Source organism: Streptomyces sp. NBC_00271, from assembly GCF_036178845.1.
In the GTDB taxonomy this organism is placed as follows: Bacteria; Actinomycetota; Actinomycetes; order Streptomycetales; family Streptomycetaceae; genus Streptomyces.
Genome location: NZ_CP108070.1, coordinates 2,207,115 through 2,222,381 on the forward strand (window position 1 = coordinate 2,207,115; position 15,267 = coordinate 2,222,381).

Annotated in this window: 15 protein-coding genes; 8 read left to right on the forward strand and 7 right to left on the reverse strand. The window is 70.6% G+C overall.

The window, feature by feature from the left end; all coding sequences use genetic code 11:
• The 4 genes from OG798_RS10515 to OG798_RS10530 form a co-directional block, all read right to left on the reverse strand.
• Positions 1 to 1,725, reverse strand: coding sequence for a fatty acyl-AMP ligase (locus OG798_RS10515; RefSeq protein ID WP_121416973.1), 1,725 nt, complete (start codon positions 1,723 to 1,725; stop codon positions 1 to 3).
• Between the two features lie 286 nt (positions 1,726 to 2,011).
• Positions 2,012 to 2,842 (reverse strand): alpha/beta fold hydrolase, encoded by an 831-nt coding sequence (locus OG798_RS10520; RefSeq protein WP_121416972.1) that lies wholly within the window; start codon positions 2,840 to 2,842, stop codon positions 2,012 to 2,014.
• 537 nt (positions 2,843 to 3,379) lie between these two features.
• Complete coding sequence (locus OG798_RS10525) at positions 3,380 to 4,171, reverse strand: DUF427 domain-containing protein (RefSeq protein WP_267061038.1); 792 nt, start codon at positions 4,169 to 4,171, stop codon at positions 3,380 to 3,382.
• 9 nt (positions 4,172 to 4,180) lie between these two features.
• Entirely contained in the window at positions 4,181 to 4,462 is a 282-nt protein-coding gene (locus tag OG798_RS10530) for an SHOCT domain-containing protein (protein ID WP_267061039.1), read from the reverse strand.
• Between the two features lie 261 nt (positions 4,463 to 4,723).
• Between OG798_RS10530 and OG798_RS10535 the strand changes: the two genes are divergently transcribed.
• The 5 genes from OG798_RS10535 to OG798_RS10555 all read left to right on the forward strand — a co-directional run bounded on the left by OG798_RS10535 (position 4,724) and on the right by OG798_RS10555 (position 9,291).
• The gene (locus OG798_RS10535) at positions 4,724 to 5,152 is read left to right on the forward strand and encodes a DUF7144 family membrane protein (RefSeq protein WP_095856210.1); all 429 of its coding nucleotides are present in this window, start codon (positions 4,724 to 4,726) and stop codon (positions 5,150 to 5,152) included.
• A 191-nt stretch (positions 5,153 to 5,343) separates the two neighbouring features.
• Positions 5,344 to 6,183, forward strand: coding sequence for an SDR family oxidoreductase (locus OG798_RS10540; RefSeq protein ID WP_267061040.1), 840 nt, complete (start codon positions 5,344 to 5,346; stop codon positions 6,181 to 6,183).
• Between the two features lie 110 nt (positions 6,184 to 6,293).
• Positions 6,294 to 7,676, forward strand: a complete 1,383-nt coding sequence (locus OG798_RS10545) for a cytochrome ubiquinol oxidase subunit I (protein ID WP_095856208.1) — start codon at positions 6,294 to 6,296, stop codon at positions 7,674 to 7,676.
• Complete coding sequence (locus tag OG798_RS10550) at positions 7,673 to 8,722, forward strand: cytochrome d ubiquinol oxidase subunit II (RefSeq protein ID WP_121416970.1); 1,050 nt, start codon at positions 7,673 to 7,675, stop codon at positions 8,720 to 8,722. Before OG798_RS10545 ends, OG798_RS10550 begins: the two co-directional genes overlap by 4 nt.
• Positions 8,719 to 9,291, forward strand: a complete 573-nt coding sequence (locus OG798_RS10555) for a gluconokinase (protein WP_095856206.1) — start codon at positions 8,719 to 8,721, stop codon at positions 9,289 to 9,291. Before OG798_RS10550 ends, OG798_RS10555 begins: the two co-directional genes overlap by 4 nt.
• A gap of 62 nt (positions 9,292 to 9,353) precedes the next feature.
• Here the strand turns inward: OG798_RS10555 and OG798_RS10560 are convergent, their stop codons facing one another.
• Positions 9,354 to 9,767 (reverse strand): DUF6325 family protein, encoded by a 414-nt coding sequence (locus tag OG798_RS10560; RefSeq protein WP_067373001.1) that lies wholly within the window; start codon positions 9,765 to 9,767, stop codon positions 9,354 to 9,356.
• Between the two features lie 207 nt (positions 9,768 to 9,974).
• Here OG798_RS10560 and OG798_RS10565 point away from each other — a divergent pair, with 207 nt between their 5' ends.
• The gene (locus OG798_RS10565) at positions 9,975 to 11,378 is read left to right on the forward strand and encodes a hypothetical protein (protein ID WP_267061043.1); all 1,404 of its coding nucleotides are present in this window, start codon (positions 9,975 to 9,977) and stop codon (positions 11,376 to 11,378) included.
• Here OG798_RS10565 and OG798_RS10570 read toward each other — a convergent pair.
• Positions 11,362 to 12,324 carry a DUF389 domain-containing protein gene (locus tag OG798_RS10570; protein ID WP_121416968.1) on the reverse strand — a complete coding sequence of 321 codons (963 nt, stop codon included), beginning with the start codon at positions 12,322 to 12,324 and terminating at the stop codon, positions 11,362 to 11,364. The genes OG798_RS10565 and OG798_RS10570 overlap by 17 nt on opposite strands.
• Positions 12,325 to 12,453: 129 nt before the next feature.
• Between OG798_RS10570 and OG798_RS10575 the strand changes: the two genes are divergently transcribed.
• Positions 12,454 to 13,386, forward strand: coding sequence for a cyclase family protein (locus OG798_RS10575; RefSeq protein WP_267061044.1), 933 nt, complete (start codon positions 12,454 to 12,456; stop codon positions 13,384 to 13,386).
• 103 nt (positions 13,387 to 13,489) lie between these two features.
• Here the strand turns inward: OG798_RS10575 and OG798_RS10580 are convergent, their stop codons facing one another.
• Positions 13,490 to 14,134: a GAP family protein gene (locus OG798_RS10580; protein ID WP_095856204.1), complete on the reverse strand. Its 645-nt coding sequence runs from the start codon at positions 14,132 to 14,134 to the stop codon at positions 13,490 to 13,492.
• Between the two features lie 239 nt (positions 14,135 to 14,373).
• Between OG798_RS10580 and OG798_RS10585 the strand changes: the two genes are divergently transcribed.
• Positions 14,374 to 15,267: a YhjD/YihY/BrkB family envelope integrity protein gene (locus OG798_RS10585; RefSeq protein ID WP_257016941.1), complete on the forward strand. Its 894-nt coding sequence runs from the start codon at positions 14,374 to 14,376 to the stop codon at positions 15,265 to 15,267.

Consider the following 15,267-nt stretch of genomic DNA (forward strand, 5'->3'; position numbering starts at 1 on the left):
TCATCTCGCGGCGGGCGCGCCGACGACCGCGAGGGCGTCGGCGAGGTAGGCCGCCCGGGAGGCGTGGCGCTGGATCTTCCCGCTGGACGTCTTGGGGATGGTGCCGGGGTGGACCAGCACGACGTCACGCACCGCGAGACCGTGGGCCTCGCCGATCGCGCTGCGGATCACCTCGGTGATCCGCTCGGAGTCGGCCGCCGCGTCCGGAGCCGTCTCGGCGACGATGACGGGCTGCTCGCCCTCGACACCGCCGTCCACGGAGAACGCGGCGGTGCAGCCCGGCCGGAGCGCCCCGTGGGACATCTCGGCGGACAGCTCCAGATCCTGCGGGTAGTGGTTGCGTCCGTCGATGACCATCAGGTCCTTGAGGCGGCCCGTGACGAACAGCTCGCCCTCGCGCAGGAATCCGAGGTCGCCGGTCCGCAGGAAGCGGTCCGGACGGTCCTTCAGCGTGGCCCGGAAGGTCTCGCGGGTGGCGAGGGCGTTGCGCCAGTAGCCCTTGGCGACGCCCGCGCCGCTCACCCAGATCTCGCCGACCTCCCCCTCGGGCAACTCCTCCCGCCGCTCGGGGTCTGCGATCACCACGGTCGTACCGGGGATCGGCCGCCCGGAGCCGACGGCGGCCGCGTCGGCCGCGCCCACGTGCGGCCCTGACCCGGGGGCCGCGGCGAGGGTGGGCGGGGTGTCGACCGAGCCACCGGTGACGATGAGCGTGGCTTCGGCGAGGCCGTAGCACGGATAGAGGGCCTCGCGTCGGAAGCCGGCCGGGGCGAAGGTCTCGGTGAAGCGCCGCAGGGTGGCGGCCCGTACCGGTTCGGCGCCGTTGAAGGCGACCTTCCACCGACCGAGGTCGAGTCCGTCGAGGAGTTCGGGGGTGGCGTGCTTGAGGCACAGCTCGTAGGCGAAGTTGGGGCCGCCGCTGGTGTGCGGGCGGTAGTGGCTGAGGGCGGTCAGCCAGCGCGCGGGCCGCTGGAGGAAGTGCAGGGGCGAGAAGAGCGTGGCGGTGGCGCCGAGGTGGACGGTGTTCAGGACCGGGCCGATGAGGCCCATGTCGTGGTACACCGGCAGCCAGCTGACGAACAGTTCGTGCTCGTACTCCGCGAGCGTGTCCGGGGTGTGGCCCATCCGCTCGGTGATGGCCCGCTGGTTGTCCAGCAGGTTCCCGTGCGTCACCATCACGCCGCGCGGGGCGGAGGTGGAGCCGGAGGTGTACTGGAGGAAGGCGACCGAGTCGGCGGTGAGGTCGGGTTCGCGCCAGGAGTCGGCCGCCTCGTCGGGTATGTCCTCGGTGGCGACGCAGGTGATCCCGTCCAGTTCGGGCAGGTGTTCCGCCTGGGCGGCCAGGGCGGCGAGCACCTCACGGCCGCCCAGGATCACCTTGGCGTCCGCGTCGGCGATGAGGCGCTTCATGCGGGTCAGGGCACGGTGGTTCTGCGACCGCCCCTGCGGGGGAAGGCCCGGCACGGCGACGACCCCGGCCGAAAGACAGCCCAGGTAGCCGGAGATGAACTCCAGGCCGGGCGGGTACAGCAGCAGGGCGCGGGATCCGGCGAGGCCGCGTTCCTGCAGCCAGGCGGCGACGGCTCGGGACCGACGGGCCAGACGTCCGTACGAGATGTCCTGGATCTCTCCGTCGCAGTCGCCCGTGACGAGGTAGCGGTATGCCGTCCGCTCCGGCTGTTGCGAGGCATGCGTGGTCAGTAAGTCGACCAGGGAACGAGCCATATGAGGAGTCTCACCTGTTCGAATGAGTGAGCGAGAGAAGTGGAGTTCGAAGGCCGCGGGGTGCGTACGCGCAGGTGCCGTGGCCGCCCGGCCCCCTTGCCGGACAGTCCGTCTCGACCAACCCGCCCGAGGAGCGGCGGCGACGCATGCGCCGGCCCCTCGTGTGCCCCGTTCAGCTTGCTACTAACGAGTAACACCCTAGCAAGTCTTGTCGCCCGGATGGATGTAACCCCGGGTATTCAATAGGTAACTGGCCGATCTGGCCAATCTGCCGTCCTGCACGCCTTCATGACGTGCCGGGAGCCGCGGGGTGTTCCAGGTGCGCGGTGAAGGCGGCGAGGTCGGCGACCACGCGGTCGGGCTGCTCCCAGTGGACGTCGTGCCCGACTCCCTCGTAGGCGATCAGGCGTGAACCGTGGATGGCGTCCAGGATGGTCTGTTGGTCGCCGCGGGGCAGCAGGTCGTCCTGGTCACCCCAGATGACGAGGGTGGGCACCAGGATGCCCGCGAGGGTCGCGCGCAGATCGGTGTCGAGCAGTCCGCGCAGGGTCTCCTGCCAGACGTACGCGGGGACCTTGAGGTTTTCCTCGATCATCGTCTCGACGAGGCCCCTGGCGACGGGCCGGTCCACCGCACCGGAGACGAACTCCTCGACGAACTCCCGGGGTACGGGGTCCGAGAGCCCCTCGACGGCCTCCCGCAGCCCGGTCACCGCCGACTTGTCCTCGAGCGTGCCGGGTACGCCGATCAGCACCAGCCCCGAGATCCGGTCGGGATGGCTGCCCGCGACCATCCGGGCGGGCACGCCGCCGCTCGAGGAGGCGACGAGCACGGCGCGGTCGATGTCGACGGCGTCCAGGAAGGCGACGAGGTCGGCGGCGTAGTCCTCGGGCGTGTAGCCCTCGGACGGGCGGTCGGCGTCGCCATGGCCGCGCTGGGTGGGCGCGTAACCGCGCAGGGCGGCCGGAAGGCGCCTGAGGAGGGGCTCGAAGGCCCACCAGGAGTCACCGAGTCCGTGCACGAAGACGACGGGTGTGCCACCGGGGTAGCCGGCCTCGGCGTAGGGCAGCGTGAGTCCTTCCCGCACCTGGGCGGACTTCAGGGAGATCACGGTCACGACACCCTGCCTCCTTCGCTCCGCCGCCCGGTCGGGGAACCAGGAGCGGAGAGCGAGCGGCGATCACTTCCGACAGTACCGACGAGTGACGGGACCCGCGTCTCAGGACGTCCGGACGAAGCGCGTGAGGGCGGCGACGTACCGCCGCGGATGGGTGACGTGAGGAATGTGCCCCGCCCCCTCGACGGTCTGCCGCCGCGCCCGTGGCAGGACCGCGGCCAGCCGGTCGAGGATCGCCGCCGACCACACCGGGCTCTGCGCGCCTCCGCTGAGCAGGACCGGTGCGGCGCGCCGGGCGAGGGCATCGGTGTCGATCTTCGCCCGAGGACGGCGTCCATCGAGGCTCGCGTCGGACGCAGTTGCCTCAGGGCGTCCGGATCCTCGGCCACGATCGCGACGAGCGGAGGCTCGTGGACCGTGATGCTGCGGAACGACGCCCGAAGATCGGCCTCGATCGCGGGCTGCCGGGAGCACCGGCCGCGACGTCAGGACACGGTGCGGTGGCCCTCCCCGTCGCACCCGGGGGGCGCGCCGCCGTCACGTCGCCGGTCGCGTCGGGCGTGTCGAGGTGAACGGGGTGACGGGGCGCTCCAGGCGTTCCCCGTCCACGGTGATGTCGACCGCTTCGTTGTAGAAGGCGAGGAGGTCTTTGACGGCGCCCACCGCGGGCAGTGGCTCCGGGTAGCTCCAGACGAGGTGCGCGGGGTCGTCGCCGCCATCCCGCCACGACCAGTACGCGGCGGTGCCCTTGTAGGGGCACCCCGTCCTGAGGTCGCTGGGGACGAACAGGTCGAGGCGGACGTCCTCACGCGGGATGTAGTACCGCGTCGGCAGGCCGGTCTCGAAGAGCAGCACCGGCCGGCGGGTGTCCGCGACGACCGTGCCGTCGATCTCGACGCGGACGTGACGGCTGCTCGGGAGGGCGTCCACCCGCTTGTGCGGATCGCGGGGGTGGATGAAGATCTCCTCGTCCTCCTCGTACCAGTGGTCGAGTCCCCGGCCGCTGCGGCTGAACCACTCGAAGGCGATGTGGCCGGCGAGGTCGTCGGCGGGGAACGTCCAGGCCGCGTTCTCCAGCAGTTCGCCGTCGACTTCGAGGTCGTAGAAGACCCGCGATCCGCTGTGGGTGCCGGTCGGCGGGTTCTTCGCGGGGCGGAGCAGGTCCTCGCGGACCTCCTCGCGCGGGAACGCGTACAGCGGAACGGGCACTTCGGGCTCCCAGACGAGGACGGGGTGCCGGCTGTCGACGACCGTGACCTCGCCCTTGCACCCGCGCACCCAGCGCCCGCTGGGCTCCCACCGCAGGCCTTCCGGAGTTGTGAGGTTCATGGACCCTCACTACCCAAGGATCCGGCGCTTCTGCTCCTCGAACTCGGCCTCGGTCAGGACACCTTGGGCCTTGAGTTCCCCGAGTTGCTTCAGCTGATCGATCCTGCCGTTCATGTCGTCGGCCGACGGGACGGGCGCGGGCGGCGCGGCGGACGCGTACTGCGGCGGGGCCTCCTGGTACTCCTGCTGAGCCCACCGCCCCTGCTGACGGCGTGACACACGGTTCGACACGGCGGTCGCGGTACCGGCCACCACGGCTGTGCGGGCGACCCCGCGAAGGAGACCTGGCACGGCGGTTTCCTTTCTGGAAAAGCGACCCGCGCATCCGGAAGGCGGTCTGCGAAATATGCGCACTCCCCCGACCGACGGGCAATTCTCGGCGCATGGGACACCTCCATTGGAGCACCGCACGTATTCCCCCGCACATCGGCATAGGCGCCATCCCGCGGGAATTCCGCCGTTCTGCCGGTCGGTGACTCTCATGGCAAGCTGAAATGTGGACCACCGACCGGTCACAGGTCAGTGGTGAGGCCTACGTGGGAGGAGCTCGATATGACCACGACCGGAATGCACCAGCGACGCGAGACCGGGAGCGGCGGAGCGTGGGCGTCCAGCTGGACCGCCTTCGCCGCAGTCATGATGATCTTCGGCGGAGTGATGGCGATATTCGAGGGAATCTCCGCCATCGCCGAGGACGACGTCTTCGTCCTCACCCGCAACTACGCCTACAACTTCAATCTGACGAGTTGGGGCTGGATCCACCTCTCCCTCGGCGTCCTGGTCGTTCTCGCGGGCGCAGCCCTGTTCACCGGAGCGATGTGGGCACGCGTGGTCGGAGTCGTCCTGGCGGGCCTGTCGATGATCGCCAACTTCATGTGGCTGCCGTACTACCCCGTCTGGGCCATCGTGCTGATCGCCGTCGACGCCTTCGTCATCTGGGCGCTGTGCGTCGGAATCAGCCGGCAGCCCCGCACCGAGTAGCCGAGCGCGCCGTCCCGGGTGGACCCCGCGGGTGGGCATTCGGCCGTTCAGCCCGGGTCGGCCCCCCGACCGGCTGACAGCGGACGTGCCGACGAGCCGTCCCGACTCACCAGTGTTTTCGTTGTGGGGCGGATTCCTCCGAAAAGCGGATTCCTCCGAAGGTCCGCGTCGGCACCCACAGGGAGACATGAGTGGAAACCAGCGGCAGTAATGGTCGCCAACCCCTTGCCTTCCCGCTCCTCAAAGGGCAGAAGGCGCTGGTGACGGGCGCGAATTCTGGCATCGGCAAGGCCACGGCCATCGGCCTCGGCCGGGTGGGCGCCGACGTCGTGGTGAACTACGTGTCCGGGCGGGACGCCGCGGAAGAAGTCGTACGCGAGATCGAGGGCTTCGGGGTGCGCGCCTACACGCACGAGGCGGACGTGTCCCAGGAGGACCAGGTCGTCGACATGGTGTCCCGCATGGTCGCGGAGTTCGGGACCATCGACATCATGGTGGCGAACGCCGGGCTCCAGCGCGACGCCCCCGTCACCGAGATGACCATGGCCCAGTGGCAGAAGGTGCTGGACGTCAATCTGACCGGACAGTTCCTGTGCGCCCGCGAAGCGACCAAGGAGTTCCTGCGGCGGGGCGTCGTCCCCGAGGTCTCCCGTTCGGCCGGGAAGATCATCTGCATGAGTTCGGTCCACCAGATCATCCCGTGGGCGGGCCATGTGAACTACGCGTCGTCCAAGGGCGGGGTGCAGATGCTCATGGCGACCCTCGCGCAGGAGCTCGCGCCGCAGGGGATCCGGGTGAACGCCGTCGCCCCGGGCGCGATTCGCACGCCCATCAACCGCGACGCCTGGGACACCCCCGAAGCCGAGGCCGACCTGCTCCAGCTCATCCCCTACCACCGCGTGGGCGACCCGGAAGACATCGCGAACGCGGTGGCGGCGCTCGCGTCCGACCTCTTCGACTACGTCGTGGGCACCACGATCTACGTCGACGGCGGCATGACGCTGTTCCCCGGTTTCGCCACCGGCGGCTGAAGCACAGGGCCCCTCAGCCATCCGGTACGAGCCACCGAGGTCATGTGAACAGCACAATCGGCCACCTTCTCGCGGACGGCCCACCACAACTTCTCCCGGCCCGGGAGCTGATGGCCTTCACCCTGGCCTCCCACATCCTGCTCGTACCCTTCGGCGTGGCGCTGCCCGCCATCACGCTCCTCATGCACTACCGCGGGCTGCGCAAGGGCGACGCCATCGCCCTGCTGCTCGCACGGCGCTGGTCTGCGGTCATGGCCGTCCAGTTCGCGATCGGCATCGTGACGGGCACCGTGCTGTCCTTCGAATTCGGTCTGCTGTGGCCGGGGATGATGGGCCGGTGGGGCGACGTCTTCGGCTTCGGCTTCGGGATCGAGGCCTGGGCGTTCTTCCTCGAGGCGATCTTCATCGCCATCTACCTGTACGGCTGGCGCAGGCTCAAGCCGTGGACGCACTTCTGGCTCGGCCTGCCCCTGCCGCTGGCCGCCCTGATGGGGGCGTTCGGCGTCGTGGCCGCGAACGCCTGGATGAACACCCCGCGCGGCTTCACTCTCGACGCGTCCGGCAGGCCGCGGAACGTCAATGTCCGGCAGGCGGTCTTCACACCGATGTTCGGCCCCGAGTACTGGCACTTCGTGGTCGGCGTGGTCCTGACCGCCGGATACGTCGTCGCCGGGGTGTACGCGGTCGGCCTGCTGCGCGGCCGCCGGGACCGCTACCACCGGCTCGGCTTCACCTTGCCGTTCACCGTCGCCGCGATCCTCACCCCCGTGCAGTTCGTGCTCGGGGACTCCATCGCCCGCTCCGTCTTCCAGAAGCAGCCCGTGAAGTTCGCGGCCACCGAGCTGGTGTGGAAGACCGACACCCACGTACCGGAGTACATCTTCGGGCGTCTGCATGCCGATGGGTCGGTCTCCGGCGGGATCAAGATCCCGCAACTGGACTCGATCCTCGCCGGATTCAGACCGGCCACCAAGGTGACCGGACTGACATCGGTCCCGGCGAGCGACCGCCCGACGGTGATCCAGGCCACCATCGTCCACTGGGCGTTCGACATCATGGTGACCGTCGGAAGCCTGCTCGTGCTGCTCGCGCTCTGGTACGGCTGGTGCTGGCTGCGGCGTCGTGAACTGCCCCGGTCGCCCTGGTTCCTCCGGTGTGCCGCCCTCGCCGGCGCCGCCTGTCTGCTGACCGTGGAGTGCGGCTGGATCACGACCGAGGTGGGCCGGCAGCCCTGGATCGTCTACCAGAACATGCGGGTCTCGGAGGCGGTCACGGGCACCCGCGCCGCGTCCCTGTGGACGATGTTCGGCATCGTCGTGGTGGTCTACGTCCTCGCCTTCGGTTCCTTCCTGACCGTCCTTGCGAAGATGAGCCACCGCTGGCGGCTGGCCGACGAGGGCGCGGGTGCCGGCGCCGAGGACCTGCAGGGCGGCATTCCCTACGGGCCCCGCCCGTTGTCGACCACCGCGAGCGGGGACAGGGGAGACGAATGATCGAGGACGTCGTCGCCTGGGTGCTGCTGGTGGCGGTGGCCGCCTACGCGTGTGCCGGTGGCACGGACTACGGTGCCGGATTCTGGGACCTCGTCGCGGGCGGCGCCGAACGCGGCAAGCGCCCGAGGTGGCTCATCGACCACGCCATGGAACCCGTGTGGGAGACCAACAACGTCTGGCTCGTCTTCGTCCTGGTCATCATGTGGACCGGGTTCCCGGTCCTGTTCCAGACGCTCTTCTCCGCCATGTGGCTCCCGCTGGCACTCGCGGCCGTGGGACTCGTCCTGCGTGGCGCCGGCTTCGCCCTGCGCAAGCCCACGCGGCGCCTCGCCGGGCGCAGGATCTACGGCGCCGTCTTCGCCGTCTCCTCGCTGCTGACCCCCTTCTTCCTCGGCGCGGCGGTCGGGGGGATCGCCACGGGCCGGGTGGCTCCCGGCACACAGGCGTCCGCGGACGCCTGGTCCAACGGGACCTCCGTGATCGCCGGGCTGCTCACCGTCGCCGCGACCGCCTTCCTCGGGGCGGTGTTCCTGACCGCCGACGCCCGCCGCTTCGACGCCCCCGACCTCGTCGGCTACTTCCGGCTGCGGGCCTGGTGCACTCTCGTCGTCCTCGCCGTGCTGGCGGTCGTCGGCCTCGCCGTGACCCACGACGACGCGCCCTACGTCTACGACGGGCTGACCGGCGGAATCGGTCTCGTCCTCGTCCTCATCGCCGTCCTCAGCGCGTTGACCACCGCCTGGCTGCTGTACCGCGTCGCGACGGGATGGGCGAGGGTCACCGCGATCGGCAGCGTGGCCCTCGTCGTCGTGGCCTGGGGACTGGCCCAGCGGCCCTATCTCATCCCCACCTCACTGACCGTGTCCCAGGCGGCCGGCGCGGCGACGACGCTGCGCTGGCTGATGCTGGTCACGGTCGTCGCGGTGGTGCTCGTGGGGCCGCCGCTCGTCCTGCTCTACCGGCTGGACACCCGCGGGGCCCTCCAGCCCCTCACCGAGGCGGACCTGCGGCAGACGGCACCAGGGCGGGAACCCGAGAACCCGTGACCGGGGCCGGAGGCAGCGCCGGAGGCGGCGAAGGGGACGGGAAAAGGCCCCCGATCATCGTGGTCCTCGGCGTGTCGGGATCCGGGAAGACCACCTTCGGCCAGGCGGTCGCCGTGGAGCTCGGCCTGGCGTTCGTCGAGGGGGACGACTTCCATCCCGCGGCGAACATCGCGAAGATGACCGCCGGCCAGGCCCTGGACGACGCCGACCGCGCGCCCTGGCTGCGTGCCCTCTCCGACCGCATCCGTCGCTCCGCCGAGGCCCGCGAGGGATTGGTCGTCGCCTGTTCGGCCCTCAAGCGCGCCTATCGCGACGAGTTCCGGGAGGCCGGAGGGCCGGCGTTGCGGTACCTGTACCTCGCCCTGGACCGGGCGACGGCCCGGGACCGTGTGTCCCGGCGCACCGGCCACTTCATGCCCGCCCGGCTGGTCGACTCGCAGTTCGAGACGCTGGAGCCGCTGGAGCGGGACGAGCCGGGCATGACCCTGGATGCCACGGCCGACCTGCCGGTGAACCTCGCCCGGGTGCGGGCCGCCGTCGAAGACTGCGCCGGGCACCCGGGCCCCTGACGGATCAGACGCTCACGAGTACGGCGGCGATGCCTCCCGAACGCTCGGGCGGCGGCCGTGTGCTACTCCGTCGCGTCCAGCGCGGCCAGCACGGCCGGCACCGGGATGCGCCCGGAGGCGACCAGTTGCGCACCGCCGCGGCGCAGGGCGGTGGCGAAGGGAGCGGCCCACAGGTTCTCGTAGACCAGGATTCCGGCCGAGTTGCCGGGCTCCAGGGCGCTGCCCGCCTCCTCGATGTCGTCCTCACCCAGCAGGCCGGAGGAGGCGCCCTCGAAGACGGCGAGGTCGAGGGCTCCGTCGCCGGTGAGGTCGGCGATCTCCATGCCGACCACGGATCCGTCCTCCTCCTTCCTGACAAACATCAGATCGAGGATCCGGATGACGCCGCGGTCCACGAGGTCGACCAGTAGGGGAAAGCCTTCGCCGGTCATGCGGTTGCCGGGAAACTCGACGACTATGTAGTCGATAGGGCCCATTTCGGCGAATTCATCGCTCACGGCAGAATCGCTCACGGCTTCACCCCTGGGTGGTCATGGAATTCCCCCTGTCCCCGAATGCCTGCGCATCCACGGGCCCGAATTCCATTGCAGCATCGGACGGAAGGCGCCGCACCTCGGTGCGGTGTTCACCCGCCGGGCCGGTTCCGGGTCGCGGGATCGGATCCGTGCGCCTCTGCTGTAACCATGACGAGCAGCCCGCCTCCACCGGACCCGGACCAGAAGCCTTCAGAACCGTCCGGCGAGCAGCGGCTCTCGGCACGGGAGCGCAACGAGTTGGACGAGCTGCGCCACCGGGTGAGCGCTCTGGAGACCGCGGGGCCGTCGGGGGCCGCACGGCACCACTGGCTCCGCTCGACGGGTTCGGCCCTGCTGATTCTCCTCGCCTCGCTGCTGTCGCTGCTGGCCGTCGTCGCGGTCTGGGCGAACAGCATCGTCCGGGACACGGACCGCTATGTCGCCACCGTGGGGCCGCTGGCGAGCGATCCGGATGTGCAGAAGGCGGTCACCAACCGGGTCACCACCGCGGTACTGGCGCAGATCGACGTGGACGCGCTGGTCAAGGATCTGGAGCGGGCGGCGTCGGAGCAGGGTGCCCCGCCGAGGGTCGCCACGCTGCTCGGTGACCTGGGCGGCCCGATCACCAGCGGTCTGAAGAGTCTGGTCGGCGACACCGTGCAGCGGGTGGTCTCCAGCAAGGCCTTCGACACCGTCTGGGTGGACGCGAACCGCCGGGCCCACAGCGCGTTGGACAAGGCCCTCACGGGCAACGCCACCGGTGCGGTGTCCGCCAAGAACGGTCAGGTCACCATCGACGTGGCGCCGATCGTGGCCCAGGTCAAGGACCGGCTGGTCAGCGCCGGCTTCAAGCCGGCCGCTCGGATCCCGGCCATCCACACGGACTTCGTGGTGTTCGCGTCGAAGGACGTCGGCAAGATCAAGACGTATCTGCGGGTGCTGGACATCATCGGCGGCTGGCTCCCCCTCATCGCCGTGCTGATCGCCGCCGCGGGCGTGTATCTGGCCACCAACCGTCGCCGGGCCCTGATCGGGGCCGCGCTCGGGGTGTTCGCCGCCATGGTCGTGCTCGGCATCGTCCTGACCGTCTCGCGGGCGGTCTATCTCGACCATCTGCCCGTCGGGACGTCCGAGGACGCCGCCATCACGGTGTTCGACTCCCTGGTCAGGTTCCTGCGCGCCGGTGTTCGCGCGGTCGGCGCACTCGCGCTCGTGACGGCTGTCGGTGCCTTCCTCGTCGGGCCGTCCAGGATCGCCGTCCTCATCCGTACGGGCTGTCGCAGGAGCATCGCCGCCCTGCGCGACGTCGCCGTGTCGGCGGGGCTCCCGCTGGGTCCGGTCGGCCGGTTCGTGCACCGCTTCAAGCGGTGGATCGGCGCCGCGATCCTGGTGGTCGCCGCGATCGTGCTGTTCACCTGGAACTACCCGACCACGTGGGTCGTGGTGTGGACCGTGGTGATCGTGCTGGTCGCCTTCGCGATCCGCGAGTTCCTGGACACCGGCGCCCCCTCGGCCGCGGCCGCTTCGACGCCGTCTCCTCCGGCGCCGTCCGCCCCTACGTCGCCCGCCTGACCTCGCGCCGGTGCCGGCGTTCGCCCACCCGCCGCCAGATCGCCCGCTGGCACTTGAGGGTGCCGGTCCCGACCACGATCAGTACGACGATGTTGAGCAGAAGTTGGAGCAGCGACCCCCAGGCCTCGTCCCAGCTGGCGAACGCGCACGAGACCCCGATGTCGGCCCCGGCCGGAATGGTGGTCACCGAGATGAAGACGCCGAGGAGTGCGCTGGTCCGCGCCTCGGCCAGCGAGACGATACCGACGACGCCGGCCAGCACCGCCACCACGGCCGAGAAGAAGTTGGGGGTGTTGATCAGATTCGAGACGGGCCTGACACCCAGTTCGAAGGCCCTCGGCTGGAGCCCGAAGCCCCGCACGAGCAGCGAGAAGAGGAAGGTCGCGGCGACGGCCAGCACGAAGCCCACGAGCAGGGCCGTCAGTCCCTGCCGGATTCTCGGCCGGGAGCCGTGGTCGATCGCGAGGGCGACGCTCGTGATGGCCCCGTACTCGGGTCCGACCACCATGGCCGCGACGATGAGGATCTGGGAGTTGGTGATGATGCCGACCGCGCCGATGAGCCCGGCGACGACCAGGAAGAGGTAGAAGCTCGGGGGGTATCTGCCCTCGGCCCGGATCCGCGCCTCCACCTGTGCCCACACCGGTGCGCGCGGCGTGGCCCCGAGCCGCTGGGCCCCGGTCCTCGCGGCGTGTTCCGAGAACACCGTGTCCACCGGATCGAGGACGATGGAGCCGTGGCGCTCAAGGCCCAGGTCCCGCAAGCCGCGCAGTACGTCGTTCGCGGCTCCGGTCAGGACGTCGCACTCGATGGCGTCACCGTCGGGGTTGCGTGCGCTGCCCGTCTGGAGGACCACGTTCAAGGCGCATGGCTCGTCGCCCAGCAGGGCCATGGTGCGCCGGGTGAGATCCGGCGGGCACACCGCGCGGACATGGATCATGTCCATACGGACCTCCGCGTTTCGGTGCGGTGCGCCGGCTCGTGACGTGGACAGGTCGCTCCTTCATTAACGCGGTGGCGCCTGCCCCCGGCAACTCGGCGTGCCGGAATCCGGCTTCTGTCGGAGGCTGGTGACATGCCGATGCCCGACGAGCTGAGCGAGGCCGAGTTCCGGTCGCTCTACCGCCGACTGCGCGGCACGGCCTCCGGCGCTGGCAGGCGCCGGGGCGCCCTGGACACGATCACCGCGGAACAGGTGCTGGCGGCCGTCCGCGAGGTGCGGTCGGGGCGTACGGTGTCGCTCGCCGCCCCCGTGGAGACCCGTACCGGACCCGACGACGCCGATCCGGCCGAGCACCGGCTCACCGCTCCGGCCGACGGCGAACCGGCCGAGAAGGGCCTGGACTTCGTGCGGGACCGCTTCGCCATGAACGTGCACGGCGATGTGGACAGTCACCTCGACGCGCTGTGCCATGTCATCTACGACGGCACGCTGCACGGCGGCATACCGGCGGCGGAGGCGCTGTCGCCGGAGGGCGCGAGCGTCCTGTCCGTCGAGCTGGCCCGCGACGGCATCGTCGGACGTGGGGTCCTCCTCGACATACCCCGGGTGCACGGCCTCTCCTGGCTCGAACCCGGATCGAACGTGACCGCCGAGGACCTGAGCGCCGCCGAGACCCGGCAGGGGCTACGGGTCGGCCGCGGGGACATCCTGCTCGTTCGGGTCGGACACCGCCGGCGCCGCGAGGAGCTGGGCCCCTGGGACGTGGCCGCCGCCCGTGCCGGACTCCATCCGACCGCGATGGAGTTCGTGGCCGACCGGGAGGTGGCGGTGCTCGGCAGTGACGGCAACAACGACACGGCCCCGAGCGCGGTGCGAGGGGTCGCGTTCCCGGTACATGTACTCGCCGTCCACGCCTTGGGACTGCATCTGCTCGACTATCTGCGGTTCGAGGACCTCGCGCCGATCTGCGCGCGCGAAGGCCGCTGGTCGTTTCTGTGCGTGATCGCTCCGCTGCGGCTGCCCGCGGCGACCGGCTCGCCCGTCAATCCCCTGGCGATCCTGTGACGACGCCGACGGTCGCCGTCCGGCGATCCTGTGCGGGCGGTCGTCACCCGACGCTCCCTTGACAGTCGGTGCTCCCCGGCGGTCCGGTGATGGCCGGTCAGGGTCAGGCGGTCAGCTGGTAGATGCTCTTGCCCACCAGCCACAGTCCCAGCAGCAGGCACACCGCCACGATCGCCTCGTCCTGATGGTTCTCCAGCCACGTCCGCAGCCGCCCGAGCCGTACGCGGGAGGAGTCGGGGGCGAAGGTCGCGTAGATCTCCATGGCCAGCAGGCTGGAGCTGGCCAGCAGGCAGTAGCCCAGCAACGCCGCGTACGAGGCGGCGTGGGAGAGGTCCGCCTCCACCACGGTGGCGGCACCGGCGGCCACCAGCCCCCAGGGCTGGACGAACAGCGCCAGCCCGACCGACGTCCACGGGGAGATCCGGTCGAGCCGGGACATCATCCCGGATGGCTTGCGCCGCCTGCCCCTCCTGCGGCGGGTTCGCTCCCCGTACCAGACGAGGCCGACGCCGATGGCGAGTTTGGCGGCCAGGGCGGCCGTGGAGGGCGCCGACTTGGGCGGCGGAGGTTTCCCGCCGGTCATCAGCAGCACCACGGCGATGATCGCGACGAAACTGGCCAACCAGGTGAGGACGAAGGCCAGCCCGTTCCAGATCCCGCCCCGCGCGGACAGCACCAGCACGAACGCGGTGACCGAGAAGGGGTTCACGGCGATCGCCAGACCGATGAGGACCAGGTCAAGGACCATCGCTGCCCCCGTACGGCCGCGCGAGGTTCGGGGCGGCGCCGGATGCGCGCATGGCCCCATCGTCACCGCTCCCACCCGCACCCACAATTCAGCGGTGCCGTCCGCAACTCCTCGGGCGACTTCTCCCCCGTACGGCGCAACGGCGCTCGCGCCGCAGGCGGGCGGCCGCCCGGGACGGCACCCTGGTGGCGTGGTCACGCCTCGGGGCGTGGAGCCCAGTCCGGACCCGGGGAGCGGAATTGCGCGCAGGCAGAGGATCCGGCCCGTCCACCGACGGCGGGGCGGGCCGCCTGCGCGGGCGGGCCGCGGAGTTGGGGGCGCGGCTGCGGCGGCTGCGCGCCGACGTCGAGGAGCGGTTCCCGGTGATCACCCGCCTCACCTCGCACCTGATCGCGGTGAACCTGCTGGATTCCGCGACCCGGCTCGCGGCCCAGGTCTTCCTGACCGCGGTTCCACTGATCTTCGTGGTCGCCTCCTTCGCCCCGCGGGCGGTGCGCGAGGAGTTCCTCTCCTCCCTGCACGACGTCTTCGGTATCAACGGCTCCTCCGAACAGGAGCTGAAGAAGGTCTTCGCCGCCGATCCCGAGGAGCTGCAGCAGAGCGCCGGAGTGGTCAGTTCGCTGATGGTGCTGCTCTCCGCCACGGCGTGCAGCCGGGCGATGCAGCGCCTGTGCCAACGCGCCTGGCGACTGCCGAGTGCGAGCGCACGGATCGCCGCCTGGAGATGGCTCGTGTGGATCGCGGCCTGGCTGGTCGTCCTCGCCCTGCAGGGACCGCTGCGCACCGGGTTCGGCGTGGGGGCGTGGCTGGGCGTGCCGCTCCTGCTGGTCGCCCAGGTGAGCGTCTGGTGGTGGACCCAGCACCTGCTGCTGGCGGCGCGCGTCCCCTGGCCGCCCCTGCTGCCCGGTGCGCTCCTGACCGGGGTGGCCATGACCACTCTGTCGGTGGTCGCCAAGCTGTACGTGCCCAGCGCGCTCAACCGCAGCCTGGACCGCTACGGGTCGCTGGGTGCGGTCTTCACGGTCTTGTCATGGCTGATCGGGCTCTGTGTCGTCATCGCCGCCGGGATCACCGCCGGGGCGGTGATCGCGCGGGAACCCGCCGTGTCCCGACGCCTCGGTTCACCTGAATAG